Annotated in this window: 25 protein-coding genes; 6 read left to right on the top strand and 19 right to left on the bottom strand. The window is 64.7% G+C overall.

The window, feature by feature from the left end; genetic code table 11:
• Window positions 1-2: 2 nt before the first annotated feature.
• Window positions 3-452 (bottom strand): hypothetical protein, encoded by a 450-nt coding sequence (locus tag ACFULT_RS00880; protein WP_378480371.1) that lies wholly within the window; start codon window positions 450-452, stop codon window positions 3-5.
• Between the two features lie 70 nt (window positions 453-522).
• Here ACFULT_RS00880 and ACFULT_RS00875 point away from each other — a divergent pair, with 70 nt between their 5' ends.
• From ACFULT_RS00875 to ACFULT_RS00865, 3 genes are read left to right on the top strand one after another with little or no spacing between them, the layout of a single operon-like run.
• Complete coding sequence (locus tag ACFULT_RS00875) at window positions 523-1290, top strand: hypothetical protein (RefSeq protein ID WP_378480370.1); 768 nt, start codon at window positions 523-525, stop codon at window positions 1288-1290.
• 15 nt (window positions 1291-1305) lie between these two features.
• Complete coding sequence (locus ACFULT_RS00870) at window positions 1306-2514, top strand: hypothetical protein (RefSeq protein WP_378480369.1); 1209 nt, start codon at window positions 1306-1308, stop codon at window positions 2512-2514.
• Window positions 2511-2876: a hypothetical protein gene (locus tag ACFULT_RS00865; protein WP_378480368.1), complete on the top strand. Its 366-nt coding sequence runs from the start codon at window positions 2511-2513 to the stop codon at window positions 2874-2876. Before ACFULT_RS00870 ends, ACFULT_RS00865 begins: the two co-directional genes overlap by 4 nt.
• Before the next feature lie 64 nt (window positions 2877-2940).
• Here ACFULT_RS00865 and ACFULT_RS00860 read toward each other — a convergent pair whose 3' ends face one another.
• Together ACFULT_RS00860 and ACFULT_RS00855 are read right to left on the bottom strand one after the other, a co-directional pair.
• Window positions 2941-3690: a MerR family transcriptional regulator gene (locus ACFULT_RS00860; RefSeq protein WP_378480887.1), complete on the bottom strand. Its 750-nt coding sequence runs from the start codon at window positions 3688-3690 to the stop codon at window positions 2941-2943.
• Window positions 3691-3749: 59 nt separating this feature from the next.
• The gene (locus ACFULT_RS00855) at window positions 3750-4967 is read right to left on the bottom strand and encodes a lipase family protein (protein WP_378480367.1); all 1218 of its coding nucleotides are present in this window, start codon (window positions 4965-4967) and stop codon (window positions 3750-3752) included.
• 179 nt (window positions 4968-5146) lie between these two features.
• On the opposite strand from ACFULT_RS00855, the gene ACFULT_RS00850 reads away from it, so the two are divergent.
• Complete coding sequence (locus ACFULT_RS00850) at window positions 5147-6700, top strand: succinic semialdehyde dehydrogenase (protein ID WP_094720198.1); 1554 nt, start codon at window positions 5147-5149, stop codon at window positions 6698-6700.
• A 206-nt stretch (window positions 6701-6906) separates the two neighbouring features.
• Here the strand turns inward: ACFULT_RS00850 and ACFULT_RS00845 are convergent, their stop codons facing one another.
• The 10 genes from ACFULT_RS00845 to ACFULT_RS00800 form a co-directional block, all read right to left on the bottom strand.
• Entirely contained in the window at window positions 6907-8880 is a 1974-nt protein-coding gene (locus tag ACFULT_RS00845; protein WP_094720199.1) for an MDR family MFS transporter, read from the bottom strand.
• A 4-nt stretch (window positions 8881-8884) separates the two neighbouring features.
• Window positions 8885-9358, bottom strand: a complete 474-nt coding sequence (locus tag ACFULT_RS00840) for a MarR family winged helix-turn-helix transcriptional regulator (protein WP_037110572.1) — start codon at window positions 9356-9358, stop codon at window positions 8885-8887.
• A 171-nt stretch (window positions 9359-9529) separates the two neighbouring features.
• On the bottom strand, window positions 9530-10582 hold the full coding sequence (locus ACFULT_RS00835) for an ABC transporter ATP-binding protein (RefSeq protein WP_378480366.1): 1053 nt from the start codon (window positions 10580-10582) through the stop codon (window positions 9530-9532).
• Window positions 10582-12189: an ABC transporter permease gene (locus tag ACFULT_RS00830; protein WP_378480365.1), complete on the bottom strand. Its 1608-nt coding sequence runs from the start codon at window positions 12187-12189 to the stop codon at window positions 10582-10584. Before ACFULT_RS00830 ends, ACFULT_RS00835 begins: the two co-directional genes overlap by 1 nt.
• Before the next feature lie 52 nt (window positions 12190-12241).
• Window positions 12242-13267: an ABC transporter substrate-binding protein gene (locus ACFULT_RS00825; RefSeq protein WP_378480364.1), complete on the bottom strand. Its 1026-nt coding sequence runs from the start codon at window positions 13265-13267 to the stop codon at window positions 12242-12244.
• Window positions 13268-13390: 123 nt separating this feature from the next.
• Window positions 13391-14323 (bottom strand): CopD family protein, encoded by a 933-nt coding sequence (locus ACFULT_RS00820; RefSeq protein WP_378480363.1) that lies wholly within the window; start codon window positions 14321-14323, stop codon window positions 13391-13393.
• Between the two features lie 24 nt (window positions 14324-14347).
• Complete coding sequence (locus ACFULT_RS00815; RefSeq protein WP_378480362.1) at window positions 14348-14866, bottom strand: copper resistance protein CopC; 519 nt, start codon at window positions 14864-14866, stop codon at window positions 14348-14350.
• Entirely contained in the window at window positions 14863-15537 is a 675-nt protein-coding gene (locus ACFULT_RS00810; RefSeq protein WP_378480361.1) for a YcnI family protein, read from the bottom strand. Before ACFULT_RS00810 ends, ACFULT_RS00815 begins: the two co-directional genes overlap by 4 nt.
• Before the next feature lie 49 nt (window positions 15538-15586).
• On the bottom strand, window positions 15587-16108 hold the full coding sequence (locus tag ACFULT_RS00805) for a hypothetical protein (RefSeq protein ID WP_378480360.1): 522 nt from the start codon (window positions 16106-16108) through the stop codon (window positions 15587-15589).
• Window positions 16109-16121: 13 nt separating this feature from the next.
• Window positions 16122-16772 carry a DUF6474 family protein gene (locus ACFULT_RS00800; protein ID WP_019667066.1) on the bottom strand — a complete coding sequence of 217 codons (651 nt, stop codon included), beginning with the start codon at window positions 16770-16772 and terminating at the stop codon, window positions 16122-16124.
• Between the two features lie 131 nt (window positions 16773-16903).
• Between ACFULT_RS00800 and ACFULT_RS00795 the strand changes: the two genes are divergently transcribed.
• Window positions 16904-18526 (top strand): TM0106 family RecB-like putative nuclease, encoded by a 1623-nt coding sequence (locus ACFULT_RS00795; RefSeq protein ID WP_094720204.1) that lies wholly within the window; start codon window positions 16904-16906, stop codon window positions 18524-18526.
• Window positions 18527-18554: 28 nt separating this feature from the next.
• Here the strand turns inward: ACFULT_RS00795 and ACFULT_RS00790 are convergent, their stop codons facing one another.
• The 6 genes from ACFULT_RS00790 to ACFULT_RS00765 form a co-directional block, all read right to left on the bottom strand.
• Entirely contained in the window at window positions 18555-19322 is a 768-nt protein-coding gene (locus tag ACFULT_RS00790) for an SDR family NAD(P)-dependent oxidoreductase (protein ID WP_037110583.1), read from the bottom strand.
• Window positions 19323-19464: 142 nt separating this feature from the next.
• A complete protein-coding gene (locus tag ACFULT_RS00785; RefSeq protein ID WP_378480359.1) occupies window positions 19465-20553 on the bottom strand; it encodes a hypothetical protein in 1089 nt (362 codons plus the stop codon).
• Window positions 20535-21743, bottom strand: a complete 1209-nt coding sequence (locus ACFULT_RS00780) for a sensor histidine kinase (protein WP_378480358.1) — start codon at window positions 21741-21743, stop codon at window positions 20535-20537. Before ACFULT_RS00780 ends, ACFULT_RS00785 begins: the two co-directional genes overlap by 19 nt.
• Window positions 21744-21783: 40 nt before the next feature.
• Entirely contained in the window at window positions 21784-22476 is a 693-nt protein-coding gene (locus tag ACFULT_RS00775; RefSeq protein ID WP_037110564.1) for a TMEM165/GDT1 family protein, read from the bottom strand.
• 236 nt (window positions 22477-22712) lie between these two features.
• Window positions 22713-23240 (bottom strand): hypothetical protein, encoded by a 528-nt coding sequence (locus ACFULT_RS00770; RefSeq protein WP_037110562.1) that lies wholly within the window; start codon window positions 23238-23240, stop codon window positions 22713-22715.
• Between the two features lie 162 nt (window positions 23241-23402).
• A complete protein-coding gene (locus ACFULT_RS00765; protein ID WP_019667073.1) occupies window positions 23403-24026 on the bottom strand; it encodes a superoxide dismutase in 624 nt (207 codons plus the stop codon).
• Window positions 24027-24319: 293 nt separating this feature from the next.
• Between ACFULT_RS00765 and ACFULT_RS00760 the strand changes: the two genes are divergently transcribed.
• Window positions 24320-25393 carry an acyltransferase family protein gene (locus ACFULT_RS00760; RefSeq protein ID WP_378480886.1) on the top strand — a complete coding sequence of 358 codons (1074 nt, stop codon included), beginning with the start codon at window positions 24320-24322 and terminating at the stop codon, window positions 25391-25393.
• Window positions 25394-25414 lie beyond the last annotated feature (21 nt).

Here is a 25414-nt window from a genome sequence, read left to right as displayed (position 1 = left end):
CCTTACGCTCCGACTTCCTTCAGAACGACTGCACCGATCGACAGCGCGACGACGTCCTCCACCAGCGCGGCGGCGACCGGCGGAACCCGCTTCGACGCCCATCCGCGGTATGCGTGGCCGGCGTAGGAACCGGCGACGGCTGACAGGCCCCCGACTACGGCCGCCGGGATCGGATCGTCGCCCGAGCGTCGGGCAATCGCGTAGGCCGCCCCGGCGCCGGCCGCGATACGGCCACCCAGGGGAGCCGGATCGAGACGTGACGGCGTCGACGGCAACTTGTCCCCGACGAGTTCTCCCGCCGTGGCCACGGCTGATCCACCGATCGCCCAACGCTCGTACTTCGACCCTCGGAACCAGGTCAGCAGCCCGACGCTGATTCCCACGGAACTGCGAAACCCACTTGCCTTACCGACAGCGGCGGACAGAAGGGCCGAGCGAATCGTCAGGTTCATGTCCACGAGTATCCACCCAAGGGTTGTCGCTCCGGCGTGTTAGCGTGTGCCGACTTCGGGGGGAGTGAACATGGGGCTGAAGAAGCAGCTGCTGCGCACGGCGTTGGTTCTGGCGTTGCTGTATGCCGCTGTCGCACTGTTGCCCAAATTGGGGCCGCAGGCACCGGGCAGGTTCGAAGGCGTCGCGGCACCGCCTACCTCCCGTCCTTCGTCGACGGCAGCACCGGCACCTACCGCAACCCTGCCACCGGGCTTCCCGTCGATGGAATTCGCGCCGCCGGAAATCGAGGTGCCCGAGGGCGATCCCATTCCCATCGACACCAAATACGGACTCAGCTACACGGTGCCGGGGGATTGGAGGTTCCATCGCGGGGGTGTAGTGGGTTGGGAAGGCGATCGAGGGTCGGTCAGGTTCGGAGACATAGCCGACTTCGGGTACGACTACTGTCCCGAATTCCGCGATGGCGCCACCAAGGCACATACCGGCATTACCGGTCGGAACGGCCTCGACGTACAGACGGCGGCCTTCGAGCTCAGCCGGTCAGCAGAACTGATCTTCCGAGACGATCCCAGCGATTCGGTGATTCTCCAGTACTCGGATCCGACCCAGTTCGAGATCGACGGCGCTACGGCAGTCAGGTACTCGGTGAGTGCATCGAATCTCAACCGGGACTTCGATTGCGATCCGGAGCAAGCTTCCTTCGATGTAGTTGCCACACAGGGATATTCGAACGCAACGGTCGCTGTGTTCATGGTGCTCAGCGAAAAACACGACACCAGTGATCTGTCCTCCGCAACTATCGAGGACATCGTTTCCAGTCTTCGTCGAACGAAGTAAGTCAGGTGAAGTCGCATGAACGAGAGATTCAAAGCCTTTCCCGACGAAGTCGCCGGGCTCGGCCGGCTTACGGCCGAGATCGGACAGCAGACGCTGACGTCCTATCGGTATTTCAATGACCACGGACAATTGACAGGGGTCGACAACGGGGAATTGTTCGGTTCGTTGGCCGTCACGTTCGATGCTCTCCGCGATGTGTGGCGCGATCGGCATGTCCATTTGGCAACGAACTGCGCCGGATTGGGTGACGAGCTCAATACCGCGGCCTGGCTTTACGCGGATCAGGAAAAGAAGAACTACGAGGCGCTCAACGCGCACACGGACCTGGTACCGGTGCCGTACCCGGACCCAGGTGACGCGGATCGACCGGCGCGGGGAAATGTCGAACCCTACAGCGACTGTGCACATTACGGGTCTCCGGAGGGTATGGATTATCCGGCTCCCGCACACTTCCCCGACGACGTAGCCGACGTCATCGCCGATGCAGCAGGGTGGCTGGGGGACCTCGATTACGCGATCGAGGAGCTGATCGGGCACAGTCCGCTTCGCGAACTCATCGATCCGATAGGCGGAAACTGGAACGATCTGAGACATCTCGGTGCGGCATACCGGATTGCGGGGGAGGCGATGTCCGCCGGCGGTGATTCTCTCGCCGAAGGGACTTCACGCGTCGACGAGTTCTGGGACGGGTTGGCTGCCGTCGCGTACAAAGACTACGCCGCACGGCAGATCGCAGCGATGCGCTGGGAGGGTTCGTGCGGTCGCGTCATCGAAGCTGTCGCGGACAGAGCCGCCGACGAAATTCGCAAGTCGGTGTTCACACTCGTGACTACGATGAGAGAACGTCTCGAAGCACAAGTCGATGTGTCCAGCCCCGCCAAGGTTGCCGAGTTCTTGTCGAAAAAGGTATCCCCGCTGGGGAGCCTTTACCAGATATACAAGATCGCCGACATCTTGTATTCGGGATACACCCTCGCCAAGAAGCTGCTCGATGACATTCGGATGGTCACCGACGCATTCAACGAATTCCTTTCGCTCGTTGCCAGTCCCAGCGGTTACTTGAACGAGCAGTTCCAGCAGAAACTCGAACCGATCACCAAGGGAATCCACAACGCTCGACTGGTGAAGGACGTGTACGACACCGCGTCCGCCGAGCCCGTCTACAACGTTCCGAAGGAGTCTTTCTCGGTTGGAACAGGTAGACAACCATGGGAAGACGCATGACCGCACCGGACGACCCGATCCTGCGCCGCGCGGTACAGAAGATGACCGATGCCTTCGATCGTATGGCACAGACGCGGGCCGAGGTCGAACGGACCCCGCTCTCGTCCATCGACGAACCGCGAAACGTCGACGGTGCTCTCATGTTCGCCATCGCGTCGCTGGCGAGTGCGTCATCCGAACTGCGGGCGTACGCCGGGCGCGTAGCGGCTGGAGAGTGCTCATGGGACGAGATCGAAACCCTGTCCAGGCCTGTACCGCCCGAAGTCGGCGAGCTGAAACGAGACCCAGCGCTGATCTGGTTCCCGGCCAAGCAGACTCCCCCACCGGACGACGAAGAGCCCTACAGGATTCCGTGGCAATGACCGGCGATCTCCCCCCGATTGTGCGTTTCCTGGGCTCGAGAACGCACAACTGGGGGTAAATTGCCTACTTGCCAGCAGCATTCGCGACGATGGCGTCGCGAATGTACTGCGCAAGCCCGGGCGTGATGTCGTCGTAGTGCTTGGTGAAGCGCTCGTCGGCGATGTACATCTCGCCGAGGCAGACGTGCATGTCGTATCCGCAGTCGTAGAAGTGCTCGATGCTCGCGCGATGGCGTTCGGCCAAAGCCGCCGCCTGTGGTGAGTCGGTAGCCACTCCCGAGGCCAACGCCGCAGCGAAATCTGCTTCCAGCGCATCGGTTTCGGACTTGATGCGCTTCCAGTCGTCCTTCGTGAACGACGCCGTGCGCGCCTGGGACTGCTTCCACTCGTCGGTCTGACCCCAACGCTGTTCTGCCTCATCGGCGTACTGTTCGCCGGTCCAGTTCTCCCCGAACACTTCGCGTTGCTCTTCGGGACTCAACTGAATTCCCATCTTCTTTGCCTCCATCATCTTGTCCACGGCCGCAGCCATTTGATGCAAGCGATCGATCCGTGCGTCGAGTAGCTCCCGCTGACGCTGCAGATGCGCCATCGCGTCGACCGACGGATCGTCCAGAAGGGTAGCGATGTCGTCCAGCGCGAACCCGAGTTCGCGGTAGGTCAACACCTGATGCAACCGTTCGACGTCTACTGCCGAATAACTGCGATAACCCTTCGCCGTGCGTCCGGACGGCACCACCAGAGAAATCTCGTCGTAGTGGTGCAACGTCCGCACGCTGATTCCGACGAGGCGGGCCACTTCGCCCACCAGCATCGTTTCCGAATCGCTCACAGAAGACACTGTGCAGCCTCCCGTGGCGTGAGGGTCAAGAGTTACCGGACCACTCTCTCGCATCCTCCGGTGGGGACGCCTGCCAGACGCTGAGAAAGCCACTCGAACGCGCCCGGCCTACCGCCGCCCTCGGCTACCGTGTGGTCTCCTGGAATCTCTTCCAGATGGACCGACGCACCGGCCGCACACCACTGATCCTGCACGGCCTCGGCGCCTTCCTTCGGGATCAGGAAGTCCTGCAGGCCCTGGTAGATGTAGATCGGTGCCTCGGGCTTGATCTGACCCATTCGGTTCTCCTCGACCACCGCGCGCGTGATCGGGTGGTTGAACACGTCGGGCACGTTGGACAGGTTCCGCTGGTCGAACAGTGCGAGTCCGCTGTAGGACAGGACGTCCACACACTGATCCTTCTGGACCAGAGCGAGCCGCTTACCGTTGTCGTTGGCCAGCGAACGCATCTCCGGGTACTCCCGGCTCAGACCGATGGTCGCGGCGGTGAACAGCCCGGAGCCGATGCCGCCGTTGAGCGAACGCTGCAGGATCTTGTAGTCGGTGGGAGGCCCGCCGAATGCGACTCCGACGATGTTCAACTCCGGCGCATACGACGGCGCCAACTGCGCCGCCCATCCCGACGCGATCGCACCACCCGAGTATCCGGTGATCGCGACGGGGGCGTCCGGTGCGATGCCGACTGTCCGGGACGCTCGGAGACCGTCGAGCACGGTGTGACCGGAGACCAGCCCGGCGGAGTACGCCTGGCGGGGGCCTTGATAGTCGGTGACGACGACGGCATACCCGCGCCCCAGCAACTCCTGCATCCGGTCGAGTTCCTTGTTGGTTCCGCGCGGCAGCGTCGACGACGGCGCACACGCGTTGCCCAACGAATCCGTCGCCTCGTTGTAGGCGACGACGGGCCTGGGGCCGCCGCCGGTCCACGGCGCGTCGGGAACCAGGATCGTCGTCGCGGCGGCGATGGGATTGTTCTTCGAATCCGTCGAACGGAACAGCAACTGTGTCGAGGTTGTACCGGGTTGTACCGCAACGCTTCTCGTGTTCAAGACGGTGCCGGGTTCGCTGCTCTCGAAACCTGCCGGAGGGGTGAACCAGGGATCCCCCAACGGAGTGGGTAGATAGGCGTCGGGATTCGCGGGAGGGGCGACGAGGTCACCCACCGGATCTGCCTGCGCCGACGGTGCCAACGCGAGCGCTAGAGCTGCTGCGCAGGCGACGACGAGTCCCCTGCGTGTGGTCGTTCTCATGAGATTGCCCCACCCTGCTTCGTCTCCAGTGCGCCCCGACGCCTAGGAAAGACCACCGCCCATGGTGCCACACGTCGACGGGTGCCGACCAGGGCAGCGGAATCGGCACTGTGATCCCAGCCACCGACGATGTAGGTTATGTGTAACTCCAAGAACTACTCACCAGTAGGGGTACCGAAATGCCAGCTCCGAGCGCTGCGACCTTCTCGCGGCTCGCCGATTTGATCGCCATTCCCGACGTCGACGCGCGGCCGACGAAATCCATCACGGAGGTGTTCACCGGCAAAGAGCTCGCGACCATTCCCGTCGGAACCGCCGAGGACGTCACCGGTGCCATCGCACGCGCTCGCGTCGCGCAGAAGGCATGGGCCAAGCGCCCCGTGTCCGAGCGCGCCGAGATCTTCCACCGGTACCGCGACCTGGTTCTCGCCCATCGTGAAGAACTGATGGACATGGCGCAGGCGGAGACCGGCAAGTCCCGCGCCGCCGCGCAGGAGGAAGTGCTGGATATCGCGATGACGTCGCGTCACTACGCCCGCACCGCGGCCAAGCTGCTGGCCCCCAAGCGGGTCGCGGGCATGCTCCCCGTGCTGACGAAGACGACGGTGCGGTACCAGCCGAAGGGAATCGTCGGCGTCATCTCCCCGTGGAACTACCCGATGACCCTCGCGGTGTCCGACGCCATCGCCGCGCTGCTCGCCGGCAACGGCGTCGTGCTCAAGCCGGATTCCCAGACCCCCTACTGCGCGCTGGCCTGCGTGGAACTTCTGTACAAGGCCGGCCTGCCGCGTGACCTGTTCGCCGTCGTACCCGGCCCTGGCTCCGTCGTCGGCACCGCCATCGTCGAGAACACCGAGTACGTCATGTTCACCGGCTCCACCGCAACCGGCCAGCTCCTCGCCGAGCAGGCCGGGCGTCGGCTCATCGGTTTCTCCGCCGAACTCGGCGGAAAGAACGCGATGATCGTCGCGCGCGGGGCGAACCTGCGGGAAGTGTCCGACGCCGCCGTGCGTGCGTGCTTCTCCAACTCGGGCCAGCTGTGCATCTCCATCGAGCGCATCTACGTCGAGCAGTCGATCGCCGACGAGTTCACCGCGAGATTCGGTCAGCGGGTTCGGGACATGACCCTCGGTGCGGACTACGAGTTCGGCATCGAGATGGGCAGCCTCATCTCCGAGGACCAGGTCAAGACGGTCTCCGCGCACGTCGACGATGCGAAGGTCAAGGGCGCCAAGGTCATCGCAGGAGGAAACGCACGCCCCGACATCGGCCCGCTCTTCTACGAGCCGACCGTCCTGACGAACGTGCCCGCCGACGCCGAGTGCGCCGCAAGCGAGACCTTCGGGCCGCTCGTGTCGATCTACCCGGTGACCGACGTCGACGAAGCCATCGCCAAGGCCAACGACACCGAATACGGACTCAACGCCAGCGTCTGGGCGAAGACGAAGGCTCAGGGTGAAGCCATTGCGGCTCAGCTGCATTCGGGAACGGTCAACGTCGACGAAGGTTATGCACCCGCGTGGGGCACCACCGGCGCTCCGATGGGCGGAATGGGCGTCTCGGGAATGGGCCGCCGCCACGGACCCGACGGCCTGCTCAAGTACACCGAATCGCAGACCATTGCCACGACGCGTCTGCTCAACCTCGGCGGCCCGCGCGGATTGCCTCCGAAGTTGTGGGCGAAGATCATGCCTCCCTTCGTGAAGGCACTGAAGTACCTTCCGGGGCGGTAGTCCACGACCATCCGTCAGTCCACGACCATCCGTCCGAGCGAAAGTGGGCTTCGGTCAGTCTGACTGACCGAACGCTACGTTCGCTCCGGAATGTGGGGAGGGGAGTGCTCCGGAATCTGGGGAAGGGAGTGCTCCGAAGTGGGAGTGCTCCGATACCGAAAGAGCCCGCACACCGGGGGGTGTGCGGGCTCTTTCGTGCTGTCGAACTAGTTGACGCTGTGGCCGTTCAGTCCGGAGTTGACGTAGTGCTGACGAGGATCGGGGCGCGTGTGATTTTCAGGGACGTGTGCGTCACCGAGCACTCGGGCGATTTGATCTTCGCTGAGTCCGAGGCGACGGAGTCGCTCGCAGACGGCGTCGAAGTCGAGCATTTTCGCGTCGAGTTCCTGCTGCAGTGCGACTACTTCGGCGCGGATGGCCTCGGCTTCGTCGAGTGCTTCGAGGGTGTCCTTGGGCTCGGGGAGCAAGAGGTTCAGCAGTCGATCACGTGCATCGGTGCTGAGGCCCTCGAACGGTGCCGAACCCGATGGTGCTTCGTGGCGCCCGGTTCCGTCGAGTTCCGCTGCGACGTATTCGCGAGTGTCACCGAAGGACGGGATCTCGATGGTCTCTTCGCCTTCGACCGGTGCCTGAGCGAAGTCGATCGTCTTGCGCAGCGGGCGGTTCGGGATGAGGATGACCGCGATGAGCGTGACGATGGCGACGAATCCGGCGATCAGGAAGATCCGTCCGGTTGCATCACCGTAGGCGGTGCGGACGACGGCGAGGATCGGTGCGGGCAGTGACGTGAGGTCCAAGGATCCGCCACCACTCGAAGCACCGTCGACGCCCAGTTCGGCGAGGCCTGCCGCGGACTTCTCGGCGACACGGGTCGCGAGGAGCGAACCGAGAACCGAGACGCCGATCGCGCCGCCGAAGGTACGGAAGAATGCGACTGTCGACGAGGCTGCGCCGATGTTGTGGACGCTCACCGTGTTCTGGACTGCGAGAACGAGGTTCTGCATCAACATGCCGGTTCCGAGTCCGACGATGGTGATGAAGACGCCGACGGTCCACAGGCTGGTTGCGTGGTCGATGGTTCCGAGGAGCAGGAATCCGATGACCAGCAGTACCGATCCGGTGACGATGAACGGCTTCCACTTTCCGAACTTGGTGATGAGTTGGCCGGATCCGACCGAGGCGACGAGCATACCGAACACCAGTGGGATGGAGAGCAATCCGGCTTCGGTGGGCGAGTAGCCGCGTGCGGTCTGGAAGTACTGGCCGAGGAAGGTGGTGGCTCCGAAGAGGCCGACACCGACTGCGATGGACGCGATGATGGCGAGTCCGGTGGTGCGTTCGGTGACGATCTTCAGCGGGATGATCGGGGACTTGTGACGTGCCTCGACGATGACCGTCAGGACGAGCAGCAGGAGTCCGCCGCCGACCAGGTATGCAGTCTCACGGGAGATCCAGGCGTAGTAGTCGGCCTTGCCTGCGAACGACACCCACACGAGCAGAACCGAAACACCGGCGGTGAGAAGAAGTGCGCCGAGCCAGTCGATGGACACGTTGTCCTTGCGCTCGGTCTTGATGTGGAGCGTCTTCTGGAGCAGTCCGAGGGCTATGACGGCCAGCGGAACGCAGACGAAGAAGCACCAGCGCCAGCCGAGGGGGCTGTCGACGATCACGCCGCCGAGGATCGGACCACCGGACATGGATACAGCCATGACAGCGCCGGTGTAACCGGAGTAACGACCGCGGTCACGCGGGGAGACGATGGTGCCGATGATGGCGATGACGAGTGCCGTCAGACCACCCATACCGATGCCCTGGATGACGCGAGCGCCGAGCAGGAGCGGAACGTTGTGGGCGAAGCCGGCGATCAACGAGCCGATGACGAAGATGACGATCGCGCTCTGGACGAGGACCTTCTTGTTGAAGAGGTCGGCGAGCTTGCCCCAGATGGGCGTCGACGCGGCGTTGGCCAGTAGGGCGGTGGTGATGACCCAGGCGTAGGCGGTCTGCGATCCCTGCAGGTCACCGATGATGGTGGGCAGAGCCGTCGAGACGATCGTGGTGCTCAGCAGCGCGGTGAACAGCGCGGCGAGCAATCCGGTGAGGGCCTCGAGGATTTGCCGGTGGGACATGGCGTCGGGATCGGCCTGTTGAATATTGGGCGGAGCTTCGGTGGTTGACATTGTTCTATCTCGCAATCAGTTTCAAGTGCGCTGTGTCCTGCGCGTCTTCGTTGAATGTGTTGTTGAGTTTCTGGATCGAATCGAGGGCGGCCAGCGCCTCCGTCTCGCTCCAGTCGCTCAACATCTCGCGCAGTCGATTCGCGCGACGGTCCCAGATGACCTTGAGTTTCTCCCCGCCTTCGGACGAGACGCGCACTCTGGATGCGCGTTTGTCGTCGGGATCGGGCGTTCGGTCGATGTATCCGAGATCCACCAGGTCTGCGATCTGCCGGCTGAGGGCGGACTGGCTGACGCAGAGCCTGTTGGCGAGGTCGGTCTGTCTGCATTCACCCTCCGTCGCGAGGATGGCCAGAACTCCGGTCAGTGCCTGCGGCAGGGGTGATTCCTCATCTCCGGTGGTCACGGCCCGCTTGAGCGCGCGACCGAAGAGGAAAACCTCTTCGACCAGCGCCTCCGCGGTGGTAGTTCTTACTGCCATGAGGGCTCCAACGGTTCGAGTCAATTACTTGCTGTCCGCAACCATATAGATAAATAGATGAGGTAAACAACTATTTTACCTATCTCGTGGATCACACCGGCGTCGAGAGCGGACAATCCGGACGAAGCGACACGCGAGGGAGCCGACCGACTCCGCGTACGACGGTAAGGACTACCCCGAAGTCGCCGTGAACATTCCGCGTTCGATGGTCATGGTGACGGCCTCACCTACCGATGGGCGCGGCCCGCGAACCGCGCAGCGAAAGTCGACTCCGTGCGAGGCGACGACGACGTCGCTCGATTCACGGCCGAAGAGAGACGACGTGATCACGCCTGCCGCGCAGTCGTGCGGCGAACCCGGTCCCAGGGCGATGTCCGACGGCATGACGGTCAACGTTCCACGACCCTGTCTCGCGTGCTCGACGACATCGAGCATCACCTCGAGCGGGTGATCGTCCGCGTGGAACCTGCCGCCGTCGACGATGCCGGTGATGATGTTGGCGTCGGACAGGAACTTGGCGACGAAAGCCGACGAAGGCCGCTGGACCAGTTCCTCCGGTGTGCCGATCTGCGCGATCGAGCCGCCGTCGAGCACCGCGACGCGGTCGGCCAGCGCCAATGCTTCGTTTCGGTCGTGCGTGACATGGATGACGGTGAGTCCGGCGGCGCGCGTCAGCGAGCGGAGTTCCAGTCGGAGTCGATCGCGCAGAGGCTCGTCGAGCGCCGAGAGCGCCTCGTCGAGCAACAGCGCCCGCGGCGTCCTCGCGAGGGCACGTGCCAACGCAACACGCTGCCGTTGTCCGCCGGACAGGGTCGCGGGGTTGCGCGACTCCAGGCCGGGGAGACCGACGAGTTCGAGGACTTCGCTCACGCGCCGTGTGCGATCCGAGCGCGACATCCCCGCGAGCTCCAACGGGTAGGAGACGTTCTTCCCGACGGAGCGATGCGGCCACAGGGCGTGCTGTTGGAACACCATGCCCAGTCCGCGATGTTCGGGCGCGATCGGGCGCCGCCCACCTGCCACGACGTCGCCGCCGATGGTGACGGTGCCCGTCGTCGGCGTCAGAAATCCCGCGACCGTGCGCAGCAGGGTCGTCTTGCCTGAACCGGACGGCCCTACCAGCGCGAGGAATTCACCGTCGGCGACGCGAAGGTCGATGGCGCGTAAACCGACGGCGCCACCGGGATATTCGAGGTCGACGGCATCGAGGGAGATGGCGGACATCAGGCACTCTTCTTTCGGTCGGTGACGCCCGCGACGAGGCCGAGTCCGGCGATCCCGACCAGGGCGACGAGCAGGGACAGGGCCGACGCCGCGTTGTAGTCGCCCGCCTGCTGCAGGTTGAAGATCGACACCCCGAGCGTCTGCGTGCCGGGGGCGACGAGGAGAACCGACATGGTGAGCTCACGTACCGCCGTCAAGCCGACCAGCACGGCACCGGAGGCGGCAGCGGGGATCGTCATCTTCCACGAGACGTCGTACAGGGCTCGCGCGGGCGAGGCGCCGGAGGAGCGGGCGACCTCTTCGAGTTGAACCGGCGTCGAGAGCAGCGGCGCCCTGACGGCCTGCACGACGATCGCGAGGAACGCCATGACATAGGCGCACAGGATCACCCAACGGGTGTCGAACAAGCCGGTCCAACGTCCGACGATCAGCCACCCGACTGCGATGACCAAACCCGGTATGGCCTGCGGGAGCATCGCGACCAGGTCGAGACCGGTGTTGTCGCGTGAGCGGGTGCGTGTCGTGACCACGCCCAGGGTCAGGCCGACCACTCCGCAGATCACCGCCGCACCGAGCGCCAACATCAGCGAATTCTGAATGCCCACAACCGTTCCAGGTGCTGTGACTGCTGCGATGATGGAGTCGAGAGTGAGGTTGGCCCACGTCAGCGGAACACCGGGCGCGGGCAGCAACGCCTGGGTGGCGAGCGCGAAGATCGGCAGTGCCGTGATGCTCAGTGCGAGAATCCAGGTGGCGACACCCACCGCGGACCGGCTGCGCCCCAGCGTGAGCCGAGTCGGGGGAGTGACCGGCCCGTCGAGAGCTGCACTCCTGCGGCTGAGTCCTCGGTCCACCACTACCGCCACCACCGCCAGCAGCAACAGGACGATTCCGATGGCCGAGACCACCTCCAATGGCTGTGCGACGGTACCGGATTGGATGAACCGATACACCATCGTCGACAACGTCACGTATCGATCCGGCAGCCCGACGAGGGCGGGAATTCCGAAGTCCGCCAGATTCGATACCGCCACCAAGGTGAACGACGCGACCGCGGCCGGCCGCAGCAACGGCAGCGTCACGTACGTCAGCGCGCGCAGCGGGCTTGCCCCGGACATCTGCGCAGCCTCTTCGAGGTCACCGGGAATGCGGCGCAAAGCTGCTGCGACGATCAGGTACGCAATGGGATAGGAGTGGATGGTCAGGAGAAAGACCACGCCGTCTCCGCCGTAGACGTTCCACAGCGGTCCGCCGAACCGTTCTGCCCAGAACGAGTTGATCATCCCGCTCGGCCCGAGCAGACCGGTCCACGCGATCGCACCGACGAACGGCGGAATCAGCAACGGCGACAAAAGGACGAGCCGCAGTACCGAGCGGCCGGGAAGATCCGTCCGGTCGAGCAGTAGGGCCATCGCGACGGCGATCACCACGGCGAACAACGCCGACAGTCCCGCCGACACCACGCTGTTGACTGCAGCGTCGACGATACCGCCGTCGATCAGTTCACGAAGATGGTTGCCGCCCAGCCCGATCGACACCACCGCGCCGATGGGCGCCAGGATCGAAACCGACACCACGACCCACAGCAGCAATCTCAGAGACCACAAACCCTGTGAGTGAAAATGTGTCCTCCAGGACACATTTCCACTCACATAGGAACTATCCGACAAGTTCGGTGAACCTCTTGACCGCCTCGGGCTGAGATGCGGTGATCTCGTCGAGATCCGGGTTCAGCAGATTCAGATCGGCGAGAGCCGGTGCGCCATCGGGAGTTCCGACGTCACCGCGCACCGGGAGGTACTGTTGCTCGACCGCGAGCTCCTGACCTTGCTTGCCGACGAGGAAGTCCACGTACTTCTTCGCTGCGTCCTGATTCTTCGAATCGGCGAAGATACCCGCAGGCTGGGAGATGTACGGAACGCCGTCCGTCGGGTACTCGAGCGCGATGGGCGAACCCTTCTCCGCGAGTTCGCGAACCAGGTAGTCGACGACGATTCCGATCGGCTGAGTACCTGCCGCAACGGATTGTCCGACAGGGCCGTTGCTCTCGGCGACGATCGGTTCGTTCGCAGCAAGACCTTCGAGCCAGGGCTGGCCGAGGGACTCCTCGTTCAACCACACCGCGGTGTTGAATGCCGCCGCACCCGAGACATCGGGATTGGGAAGAGTGATCTGTCCCTTGTGCTTCGGATCGGCGAGTTGCTGCCACGACGTCGGCGGCTCCGACACGGCTCCGGTGTTGTACGCGATCACCGTGGGGATGATTCGGGTTCCCACGTAATATCCGTCCGGATCGACGATCTCCGGGTTCAACGCGGACACGTCCGCGGGGGTGTACTGGAGCAGCAGGTTCTCGTCCTTGTACCCCTCGAACGTCGGTGCATCCGCAGCCAGAAGCACATCCGCGCCGATCGAGCCCGTCTCACGCTCGGAAGCGATGCGCGCGTTGAGGTCTCCGGTACCGGCGCGGTAGACCTGCATCTCGATGTCCGGATTCGCGGCAGTGAACTCCGCGTTGAGTGCGTCGATCTTCGCCTGCGGTTCGGAGGTGTAGACCGTGAGGGTGCCGCCGCTGGACTCCGTGCCGGCAGCAGCGGGATCGGCAGGCTCGGAGCACGCGGACAGTGCAGCTATCGAGGCAATCGAAACGAGGACGCCCACGGCCGGGCGGCGAAAAGGTATCACGTGACAAGCTCCTGACGAACGACGAAGCTGACATCGTGACCGTCCCGAACGACGCGAGTCGGTCGCCGCGGGAAACGCGAAGTGGACGGGTCGTGAAGGACTACGCCGACGGGTCGTGAAGGACTACGCCGTCGTTGCCAGAGCAGCAGCCAAACCGAATGCAACAGCAAGCACGCAGACGTGGACGGCGGCACGCACAGTCGACTCGTCGGCTTTCGTGCGATGAGCGGCCACCGACACCAGCCAGGTGGCGCGCAACCGTCGGGCAAGCACCACGAGGACGACGAGAAGAACGGTCTTGCCGAGGACGATACGGCCGTATCCGGTGTCGACCAGGGCCGACAGGCCACCGAGTTTCACAGCAGCGTTGACGGTGCCGCTCACGGCGAGAATCCACACCGACCACCACGCCAGGCGCGAATACACGGGCAACACTGCGGCCCAGGCGCCCCGCGCACGCAAGGTCAGGGCCATCGCGGCCAGAACGCCGATCCAGACCGACGCCGCGACGGTGTGCACGGACACGAACAACGCGCCGAGGACCTGCTGCGACATGTGCCCTGTGACAGGACGCGCCACGAGCGCGACGACGGTGAGGACGACGACGGGTACCGGGGACAGACAGCGCCCACGCTGCCTCGCAGAGTTCGAGGGCATCGCCGTCCGATACGCGAACAACGAATACGTCACCGCCGCTGCGATGCATGCAACGGTCACCACACCCAATTGCCCCACGGTGATGTCGGTGAGGAACGTCGCGAAGTTCGTCACCGACAGTCTGGTGATCCCACCCCCGAACGACTCCGTCGCCGCCGTCGCCAGCAGCGCGGTCTCGACTGCGGTCCACAGGCCACCGACGACGACGGCGGTGCGCCACACCGGAGGCTTCGACCGATCCGGGAACAGATCCGTGCGCAGCAGAGCAAGCCCGAGCGTCGTCGCCCCGAGGCAGTCCGCGACAACGCGGAGCACCGACGACGGGTCGGGGCCGTCGGGGTGGGCGAGCAACCATGCCAGGCCCACCCCGACGATGCCCGCCGCCCCTGCGGCGAGCACCCACCACCGGCGGAACGCGCTCAGCTACTTGTCCTTCGGCTTGCGCAACGCGTAAGCGAGACCACCTGCGAAGACGAGGACACCCGCGACGAGGAAGATCCACACGGGGATTCCTCCGCCGCTGTCGTCGTCGGACTCGCCGCCTCCGGTAGCGGACGCCGCGGCACCTGGTGTACCTGCACCCTCGGTGGTCAACGTGAACCCGATCGTGCCGCTGATGGGATGACCGTCGGCCGACGTCACGCGGTAGGCGATTGTGTACTCGCCGGCCGGGCCGAGTTCGCCGACGTCGACGACGATGCTCTGGCCTTCGATCCGCGGGTCACCCTTGGACCACAGGTTGCCGTCCGGTCCGACGACGTTCAGAGTTGCGAACTGCGACTGCGGAACTTCGTTGAACGAGACCGCCACCTGCGCAGGCCCTGCGGCGATCTCGGAACCGTCGGCCGGAGTGGACCCGGTGACCACGGAGTGAGCGGATGCCGTGGGCGCGCCGATCAGCAGCGCCGAGATCGCGACTACGGCAACGATCAGCTTTCTCATGACCGGCGTCCTCGCACGGTCGCGCCGATGCCGAGTGCGGCACCGAGGGCACCGAGAACCAGTGCTCCGCCGGCGAGCCAGCGTGCTGTGGTGTCGGATTCGGAACCTTGTGTTGTCTCGGTGGAATCCGACGCCTCGGTGGAAGTCGATACCGAATGACCGCCGTGACCGTCGGAACCGGCGGCCGCGAGCGTCAGCGACGGCGCCGGGTATTCGGGTTCACTTCCATCGTCGGCCGGTTCCTCGGTCCACTCGACGACCTCGCCGTCGTTGTAGGTCTGGACGGCCGGGAAGCTGACGGTCTCCTCCTCGGGCAGGGGACCCGCGGACAACAGGAACTGTTGGAACTGTCCGGGCAGCACCTCTGCGCCCGGACTCGCAGTCCACGTGACTGCGGTGGCGAGGCCTTGGGCGTTCTTGTCCACGACCGAAGTCCAACCCGGAATGGGCTGGGTACGTGCGGAATTGAGGCCCGGGAGTTCGACCTTGACCGACGACGTCGCAGCGGTGTCCGATTCGGTGGGAACGCGGAAGGTCAGGACGGCGTATCCGCCCTGCGCGGCGTCGGGTGCGACGACCGAAACGTGTGCGGAGGCCGCACCCGCTCCGACGACGAGGGTGAGTGATGCGGTGCCTGCGATGATCGAGGCACGACGAATCAAGCTGTTCATGGCGATGGGTACTTTCTCGAAAGACGATGTGGCAGAGATGATCGGAGATTCACACCGACGTCGGCGGGCCACGTCTCGAGATGGATGTCGTGAACTTGAATGTTGCGGCGGAGACCGGGTTCGAGGCCGCGATGGTGAGTCTGGGTGGAACAGCGAGGCGACGCGGTGGATCCACTACCGATCGGACCACGGCCGTGATCGGCCCGTACAGCCGCTCGGCCGTGCACACCGACACCGCGGCCAGTGCCGATGCGGCAACATGGAATGCAGCCATGGTCGGGCTCGGCAGAATCGTGTGGCCGTGCATCACCGCGTGCGGATCCCCGACGACAAGGGCGACGTGCGACGCGAACTGACCGAGCAACAACCCCGCAAGTAGCAACGGCACGGTCGCGCGGCCGGACCGCGGCACAGCAGAGACGACGCCGATCCCGAGACCCACGATCAGCACCAGCACGGCCGCCGAACCCGAGGGGTAACCACCGTCGGCCCACCCGTGCGCTGCCACGGACAGCGACACCGTCGTCGCGCCGACAGCTCCGCCGCGAAGCGAAGCAGCGGGCGACCTCATGGAACCGGAAGTACTACCGAACGCCGAGACGAGCCAGAAGGTCGGCTTCGATGCCGTCCAGCTCGGCCGAGATGGCGTTGTGCGCAGCCTTGCGACGTGCGGGAGGCATCTGCTCCGACGTCCGCACCGCGGTACCCAGATCCGTGAGACGCTGGGAGATCGCGTCGGAGAACTTGCGAGTCTCGGCGTCGGAACTGTTGGCCGTGACCTGGGCGAGCGACTTCTCCGAACCAGCGATACGTGCGCTCAGTTTCGCGCCGTAGCCGCTGTACTCGCTCAGCTCGGCCGGGTTGACGCCCAGCTTGCCTGCCTTGCGCTCGTCCAGACGGTTCCGCAGGACCGCAGCGCCGCGGTAGACGATGGGGGTCAGAACGGGGATCAATACCCGTGCGATCGAGATGTACTTGCGCACCTGAGCCGCGTTGAACGACCCCTGCAGCGCCGCCTTCTGCTGCGCCTGAAGGGTCCTGATCTGCGCCTTCTCGACGTTCTTCTGCGACTTGGCCTCGACCGCGCTCAGCTTGTTCTGCGCCTTCGCGATGGACTTCAGTTGCTTGCGCTCGTTCTTCGCTCCGAGCTTGGCCTCGAGTGTTGCCTTGTGCTTGAGCGCCTTGGCCTCGGCCTTACGAGTGGCACGACCCTTGCGCTTGCGGAACAACCCCATCGACAAGGCCCCTAACGTCAGCTTCGGTACGGTTCGGGCGCGGTATTCGCGCTGGCTGACACACAGCCTATCGCTGACGCAGCGGTGGGTCGCATGGGGCGTGTCGGTGGGGGGACATAGGCTCATCAACTGTGAACAGCCAGCCTGTCGCGGCGACACGGTCAGCCGGAATACGGTCGTCGGTACTCATCGACGCCGGGTCCCTGACGCGGTGCCGTCATCGGCTGTACCTGGACACGGCCTACTCAGCGCTGCAGCGCGACGAACCGGAGAACCCTGGCGTACGGCAACGGCGTGAGGCTGCAGCAGCGCATCGCGAAGCCACTCGTACGTCCTTCGCGGCCACCGCACCCGGGTGGACGGAGATCGACGCCCCCGACGCCAGGACCGCGGCGGAACTGACCCTGGCCGCGTGTAGACGGAAGGCCCGTTGGATCTGGAATGCCGTGCTTCCTCTCGACCACGAGCACGGTCGACGCGGTCGCAGCGAGATGCTGATGCTCGATCCGTCCGGTTCCGGATACATCCCGGTCATCGTCGTCAATCACAAGGTCACCGACCCGGGCCGCGGGGCAACCACCACCCCGTTCGGCGAGTGGGCACCGAGCGTCGACGAGAGTCGCAAGGTGCGAAGCCAGCTGCGGGACCAACTGCGGCTCGCGCATCTCTATCGGATGCTCGAGCGAGAGGGCTTCGCATCGTCCACCGCGGTCGGTGGCGCAATCGGATACCGCGCCGAGTGCATCCTCGTTCACGACCTCGAGACCGTGTTCGCGGAATACGATTCGCGCTTCGCGGACCGCCTCGCGGTGGCGCGTGGTGAGAGCTTCACCGTGCCGTCCCAAGTAAGCGAATGCCGATCGTGCTCGTGGTGGTCGGATTGCAAACCGCAGCTGACCGCCAATCGCGACGTGTCACTGGTGGCGTCGGGGATGCGGGCCGAGGTACTGCGCAGGCAAGGCGTCTTCACCATCGACGACCTCGCGGACTGGACCGGCCCGGAGCCGGAGGATTGGCCGTTCGGCAGTTTCGACGACGCCGTTGCCGCAGCGACGGCGTGGCGAGCGGACGTGCCGCTTCTGCGTCGGACCGAGAAAACGACCGTGCACCGCGCCGACGTCGAGGTCGACGTGGACATGGAGAGCTTCCAGGAGCACGGCGCCTACCTGTGGGGCACGCTGCTCACCGAGCAGGGAGGGCAGCCCGCGGTCTACCGAGGATTCGTGACCTGGGATCCGTTGCCGACCGTCGACGAAGGACGATCGTTCGCAGAGTTCTGGGGCTGGCTGATGGGCAAGCGCCGCGACGCCGCTGCACGCGGCAAAACCTTTGCTGCGTACTGCTACTCGCGTCAGGCCGAGGACAAATGGCTCCTCGATTCTGCCCGACGCTTCAGCGCCGTACCCGGCGTTCCCACCGAAGCCGAGATCCGCGAATTCATCGACAGTGAACAATGGGTGGACATCTACCAGGCCGTCAGCGACCAATTCATCTGCCCCGGCGGCAAAGGGCTGAAGAAAATCGCCCCCGTTGCCGGGTTCACTTGGCGTGACGACGAAGCCGGCGGCGAGGCGTCCATGGGTTGGTACCGCGACGCCGTCGGCTACGACGGAGAACCCGACCTCACTCAGCGCGAGCGGTTGCTCGTCTACAACGAAGACGACGTCCAGGCCACGAAAGTCCTGCGCGAGTGGATGACCGACCGCGCGGACCTCGAGATTCCCACCCTCGCATCGTTACGCGCCCGAGCCTGAGATCCCGGCTGTCCGGCCCGGTAGACCTCTACCGCGGCGCCATGCGGATTGCGCCGTCCATTCGGATGGTTTCGCCGTTGAGGTAGTCGTGCTCGGCGAGCATCTGGACCAGCTGTGCGTATTCCGCGGGTTGTGCGAGGCGTGAGGGGAACGGGACGCTCGCTTCGAGGCCCTTGCGGTACTCCTCGGTGACGCCGGCGAGCATCGGGGTGTCCACGATGCCGGGGGCAATGGTGTTGACGCGGATGCCGACCTGGGCAAGGTCGCGGGCGGCGGTGATGGTCATTGCGTGCACTCCGCCCTTGGATGCCGTGTACGCGATCTGGCCGATCTGGCCTTCGAAGGCGGCGACGGAGGCGGTGTTGATGATGACGCCGCGCTGGCCTGCGTCGTCGACCGTCGGGAGTGACTGAATCCGGTTGGCGGCGAGACGCATCACGTTGAACGTGCCCAGCAGATTGATGGTGATGACGGTGCGGAAGAGCTCGAGCTCGTGCGGGCCCTTCTTCGACAGGATGCGTCCCGCCCAGCCGACACCGGCGCAGTTGACGACGATGCGCAGGGGCACGCCGGACGCGGTGATGGTGTCGAGGGCTGCCTCGACGTCCGCTTCGCTGGTGACGTCGGCGGCGATGAGCGTGACGCCGTTTGGCACGCTGTCGCCCGCCCGCTCGATCGACTGGGCCAGGTCGAGGCCGAACACCGTCACCCCGGCGTCGGCGAGGCGCTTGGCCGTTGCCGCACCGAGGCCGGATGCCCCGCCTGTGACCAACGCTGCTGTTCCCGAAATCTCCACGTACACATCTCCTCGACTAGAGCGGTGGACGATCGGCGCAAACGATCAGCGCTGACCGTGATTGTCTCGTCCTGCACCATAACCGGACGGCAGTGAGACGCGCCCAGCGGCGTGACAGAAGTGGAGTGGATCACACTCGGTGTCAGTTACTGATTTCGTGGGCTCGACCGTCGTGCTCGTATTCGATTCGGTAGGTCCGTTCGGAATCGACGAGCATCGTGGCGAGGGCGGGTCGGCCTGCGGGGAGCAGCCGCAGGGTCGCCGATCCGCTCGGCATCCGGTCGATGTGCTCTGCTGCGGAGTCGACGACGAGGTCGCGCACCGCGGTGTCGAGTTCGACGTCGGCGCGGTCGTCGAGGAGTACGACGCTGACTCCGCGGTCGCGTGCCGTCCGAACCGACGTGCGTAGACGATCGGTGACGAGTGCACGTGCACGCAACGAATCCCGCAACTCGGCTTCGAGCAGGGTGTACGACGCGATCTCCTCGGGAGCCAGGTCGGGGCCGTGGACTGTGCGTTCGAGGAGTGGGCGAGCGAGTTCGTCGAGCCGACGCAGTTGCGAGTCACGCTCTTCGAGCACGGCTGCGGCGGCCGCCTCGGATGCGACTCGCGTCGTCGACTGGTCACGTAGCGCGAAGACGGAGCGAGCGAGGGGCCGGAGCGTGAACGCGAAGAACGTCGACATCAGCAGTGGGGCAGCGTTGATGACGCCGAAGGCGATGCCGTAGGCGGCGCCCTGCCCGGTCTGGACGGACCAGAAGATCGTCACGGCAACCGTCGTCCCCAGCCCGGCCCACGCCGCCGACGTTCGCCCTCGCACACACAGGGCCGTGAACAGTGCGACGCTCGTGCCCAGCGGCCAGGTCTGCAGCGGGCTGCTGACCGGAACGGGAATTACGCTGTAGATCAACGCGCAGCTGACGGGGCCGAGGGCAGCGATGAAAACGGTGTACCGCCACGGCAGTGGATCTCCTGGTGCGGTGATCATCGTGATCGCACCGATCGAGCACAACCCAGCGGAGACGAAGATCGGCCACGGGGAGCTCACTCCGTCCAACGTTGCTGCCGCGCAGAGGAAACACGTGAAGATGTAGAGGGCGACCAGTCCCGTCGCGAATCGCGACCGTAATCCGATGAGGTCGCGAATATCCTGGCCCGAGCCGTCCTGACACGCGTCGTCCCTGCTCCGGGTGCCGTTCACGACGGTGCCGATCACGACGGGGCCGACCAACGCAGTGACACCGTCGTGCCACCGTCGTTTTTGTCGGACTCGACGCGCGCGGACCCACCGGGCAGGCTGCGCATGCGTCCGACGATGCTCACCGCGATCCCCATGCGATGCGGCGCGACCGATGCGGGGTCGAACCCGGACCCGTCGTCGGACAGCACGATGTCGATGTCGTCCTTTCGCAGCGACAACGTCGCGACCCGCGTCGCGTCGGAACCTGCGTGCGTGACGCTGTTGCGAACTGCCTCGGCCAAGGCGGCACTGGCCGTGCGGATGACCTCGGCGGGATACAAAGCGTCGGTGCGTGATTCGACGGCGATTTCGATCTCCTCGTCGACATTCGTTGCGGCCGAACGTAACCGGGCGAGCGCCTCGTCGACATCGAACGTCGTGGCGGACGAGTGATTTCGCAGCGAGTCCAGCTGAGCGAGAGTGTGTTCGGTCTGTCGGATCACTCCCTCGGTGCGACCGAGGCGAGCCACCGCGAGGAGGGAGGACAACACCCCGTCATGGATGAGCGCGTCGAAACGTTCCCGCTCGACGGCCCGGGCGCTGACCGCAGCCTCCGTCGCCGCCTGTCGATGGGTGGTGTCGCGCGTGCTGTCGAGAATGCGCGCGGTGCGGATGACGCCGAGGGTGGCGGCCACGAAGATGGAACAGAACATCAGCGCGAACGTGATGTCCGCCAGCAACGGGCCGTCCAGCAGTGGACCGCGGAGGATGTTGATGCTGAGCTGAACCGAGACGACAGTGACGGTCAACTGTGCGAAGGCCAGCCACGACGGCAGCGACGCGGCCGCGGCCAGTCCCGCCAGGCCGGGGAACGACGCCAGGGGCATCCCGTTGGTGTCGACGACGGAGGTGTCCCATGCGACCCACCAGCTCAGTGCAGCGGCCAGGAAGGCGAATGTCGCGACGGCACCGGTGACTCGGATCCACTTGGTGTCCGCGGCCAGGGAGGCGAAACCCATGGACAGACCGGTTCCGAACACGGCGATCATCGCTGTGGGCGTCCACCAGGATTCCGTGACATACGCCGTGCGGAGGAAATCCGGCAGCAGAATCGCGAAGTAGATGAGGTAACCGGCGGCGACGAAGCGCGCTACCGTCCGGAGAAGCCGCTCCGACGACGTGTTGTCGTCGTGGGTGGTACTGCGCAGCTTCCTGCTGGGAATGTCGTCGATGGTTGTCATGTGCCCCTGGTTCTGATCGGGGCAGATGATACGTCGGTTCTTACTTGTCGTTCAATACCTCGGCCGGCACAGGGCGACGGCGCCGGACAGCGGCGATTGCCCCCCACACGGCTACCGACAGGGCGAGAACGACGCCGCCGGCGATCACGGGCGCGGACGTTCCGGGCATGACGCCCTCGAAGAACAGCGAGACGCCGAACACGAAGAACAGGATCGCGGCACCGAACTGGATGATGCGCTCCGGCAGATGCTTGCCCAGGACTGCGCCCACGACGATGGCGAGGGCGTCCGCTGCGACCATGCCGACGGTCGAGCCGATCCAGACTCCGACCCAGTTGTTGTCCGCGGCGAGGGTGACGGTGGCGAGCATGGTCTTGTCGCCGAGTTCGGCGAGGAAGAATGCCGACGCGATTGCGATGAACGCCGAGCGGGTGACCTTGGAGGCCTTGTCGCCTTCGTCGTCGGAAAGCTTGTCTCCCTTGATCGTCCACAGTCCGAAGATGACGAAGGCGATACCGGCGACGATCGAGATCAGGTGAGTGGGGATCGACAGTCCGAGGAAATGGCCGACGGCGACCGACACGAGGTGGGTGACGGTGGTGGCGATCGTGATGCCGCCGATGACGACGTACCACTTGTAGCGCAAGGCGAACGTCATGGCCATGAGCTGTGATTTGTCGCCGAGTTCGGCGACGAAGATGACTGCGAAACTCAGCAGCAACGCGGACAGCATGTGGAGACACTCCTTCGGTCGTCTGAATGACCGAAGGTCTCGCCCACCGGCGCCGAGCACGCAGCGTGTGCGTGTGCGGTGTCGGTTCACGGTGCCGGGCCCGATTGCGGACCAGTATGTCGACACTGTGATTGGGGGCTACTCCCCTTCGCTGCTGTCAACAGTAGGAGGACGACATCGAAAAGTCCAATGCCGCAGCAAGTTTGGGGACCCGAAAACTCTTGTACGGGCCCCGTTCAGGAGGCGAGGAGCATGGCCAAAACTGCAGTGTCGGGATCGCTGATCGGGTCGAGGCCGATGCGACTCACCATCGAGGTCACGGTCCCGTCGGATTCGGCTTCCACCCAGGCAGCACGGTGATCGAGTCCGAGATGCGGCAGGCCGGGAAGAAGGACACATCCGGACGCCGCACCCGCGCATTCGGGTAGCGACGGGGTGGTTTCCGACGGTGGATGCAGCATCAACATCGCCGCCGGCTGGTGGTGCGCGAACCGTTCGGGTGTGACAGCTGTCTCACCCACGACAGGCCCCTCGGCGAGGACGAGACCTATGGTTCCGGGGGCCGGATCGTCGGGAAGCTCCTCGCGTGCCCCGAAGACCGTCGACGTCGTGAGTAGGCCCGGCATCGATGCGACCTGGACGGCCAGCACGAGAAACTGCGCCCATTCCTTCGTCGTATCCGGCCACCGCCCGGAGATCACGAACCCGCGCAGCAGCCCTGCGGCATGGAAAGGGGAAACGCCGATCAGATCGCGATCGCTCATGTGCACTCCTCGTTCGCCCAGAAATATCCGGTACGCCACGCTGGGTACACCCCAATATGACCCAGAAACGTGCTGGCACACAAGCCGTGTCGAGTGCTAACGAGCACAATACGAAAAGGGCCACCACGGCGATGCGTGATGGCCCTCTGCGGTGCGGAAGAGTTACGGGAAGATCAGACCCGGAGTCTTCGACGTGGCTGCCTCGAAGCGAGCCTGGACGTCGGCCCAGTTCACGACGTTCCAGAACGCCTTGACGTAATCGGCCTTGACGTTCTTGTACTGCAGGTAGAAGGCGTGCTCCCACATGTCGACCTGGAGCAGCGGGATGATGCCCAGCGGCACGTTGGCCTGCTGATCGTAGAGCTGGAACGTCAGCAGCTTCTTGCCGAGCGAGTCGTAGCCGAGGACGGCCCAGCCGGAGCCCTGCAGACCGTTGGCTGCAGCGGTGAACTGTGCGCGGAACTTGTCGAACGAACCGAACTGGTCGTCGATAGCTGCGCCGAGCTCGCCCTCGGGCTTGTCGCCACCGTTGGGGGAGAGGTTCTTCCACCAGATGGAGTGGTTGACGTGGCCGCCGAGGTGGAACGCGAGGTTCTTCTCGAGCAGGAAGATCGAGCCGTGATCCTCGGCTTCGCGGGCTGCAGCGAGCTTCTCGAGCGCAGTGTTGGCGCCGGCGACGTACGTTGCGTGGTGCTTGGAGTGGTGCAGTTCGTTGATCTCGCCCGAGATGTGTGGCTCGAGGGCGGAGTAATCGAAATCAAGGTCGGGCAAGGTGTACTCGGACACGTGGTTCCCTTCTTTGTCGACGCCGGCTTCATCGAACGAAGTGCGGCGCGTAATGCTGCGGATCTTCTCTCGGGTTCAACCCAATCTCATTAGTACCCCCAGTGCAACTGTTGTACTCGAGACGCATTTCTCGGAATAAAACCACGCCTGCGTGGCAGCCTCGGGAGGTCACGGCGAGGTCACAGCTCGGCGCCACGATTGGTCCGGCAGGTGAACAGGAATCTAGACTGGCCGCCGTGAGCCCCCATCGCAGGTCGACCGATGCGGTCGACGCCCGACAGGCGGTCACGGACGTGTACGCGCCGAGGGTTCAACTCGACGGCGCCAACCTGCTGCGGTTGATCGCGGTGCTCGCCGTTCTCTACTCGCACATCTCGTTCTACCTGATCGATGACCGCGGTGAAGGCTGGTGGATGATCGACGTCGTCTACCGGGTGTTCATCCAGGAAGCCGGCCTCAACAACCATCTCTCGTTCGTCGGCGTCGCGATCTTCATGCTCCTCACCGGACTGTTGGTGACCCGCTCGGCGATGCGGCAATCGCGACGGGATTTCGCGGTCAGCAGGCTCTCTCGCCTGGTCCCGGCCCTGTGGGTCTCCGTCGCGCTGGCCATTCTGCTGGTGCGTCTCGGTATCAACGGCATGTTCAGCGGTCAGAACGGGATCAGCAACTCCGAAGCCGCGCTCAGCTTCGTGCTCGGCGGATTCTTCTTGAAGCCCGAAGTCGCCGTACTGGGCGTCACCTGGACGTTGACGGTCCAGCTGATGTTCTATCTGTACTGCGTCGCGGCCCGCGACATCCTGCGGAAGTGGCCCGTCGTCGTTCCCCTCGTCGGTGCTTTTCTGTGTGCGGCGGTGCTGATCTACAACCTCTACATCCCGCAGCCGTGGTCGGTGCCGATGCTGTCGAAGATCGCCGCGACGCTCCCGACGCTGTTCCTCGGGCAGATCGTCTACCTCGGCTGGGCCAGGATCATCAGCTGGAGATGGGTTGTCGTCTCGGTCATCGCGCAGGCCGAGGTGGTGCGACTGGCAACCGACGTCCACGCGTACTGGGCGGGTGATCAGTACATGTGGACCATCGTCGTCGTCACCGGTCTGGTCCTGCTCCTCGCGCGGTACGACGGCAGGATCGCGCACTGGGCGATCGTCCGCTGGACGGGGACCCGCAGCTACGCGATCTACCTGGTCCACACCCTGATTCTCTATCGGGTGTACGAGAACGTCGTTCCGTACACCGGCCCGACGGGCGCGGTCCTCGCGTTTCTCGTCGCCACGGCCGCCGTGTCGGAAATCGTCTACCGATGGGTCGAGACTCCCGCTGCACGCTGGCTGGGCGGCCGACTGCGTCGACCCGCGCACGCCTGAGGCAGGCGCGCACGGGCCGAA

Origin of the sequence: Rhodococcus sp. NPDC057297 (assembly GCF_042667435.1) — a bacterium.
Classification (GTDB): domain Bacteria; phylum Actinomycetota; class Actinomycetes; order Mycobacteriales; family Mycobacteriaceae; genus Rhodococcoides.
The sequence above is the reverse complement of the archived record's forward strand: the minus strand, read 5'-3'. Positions and strand labels throughout refer to the sequence as shown.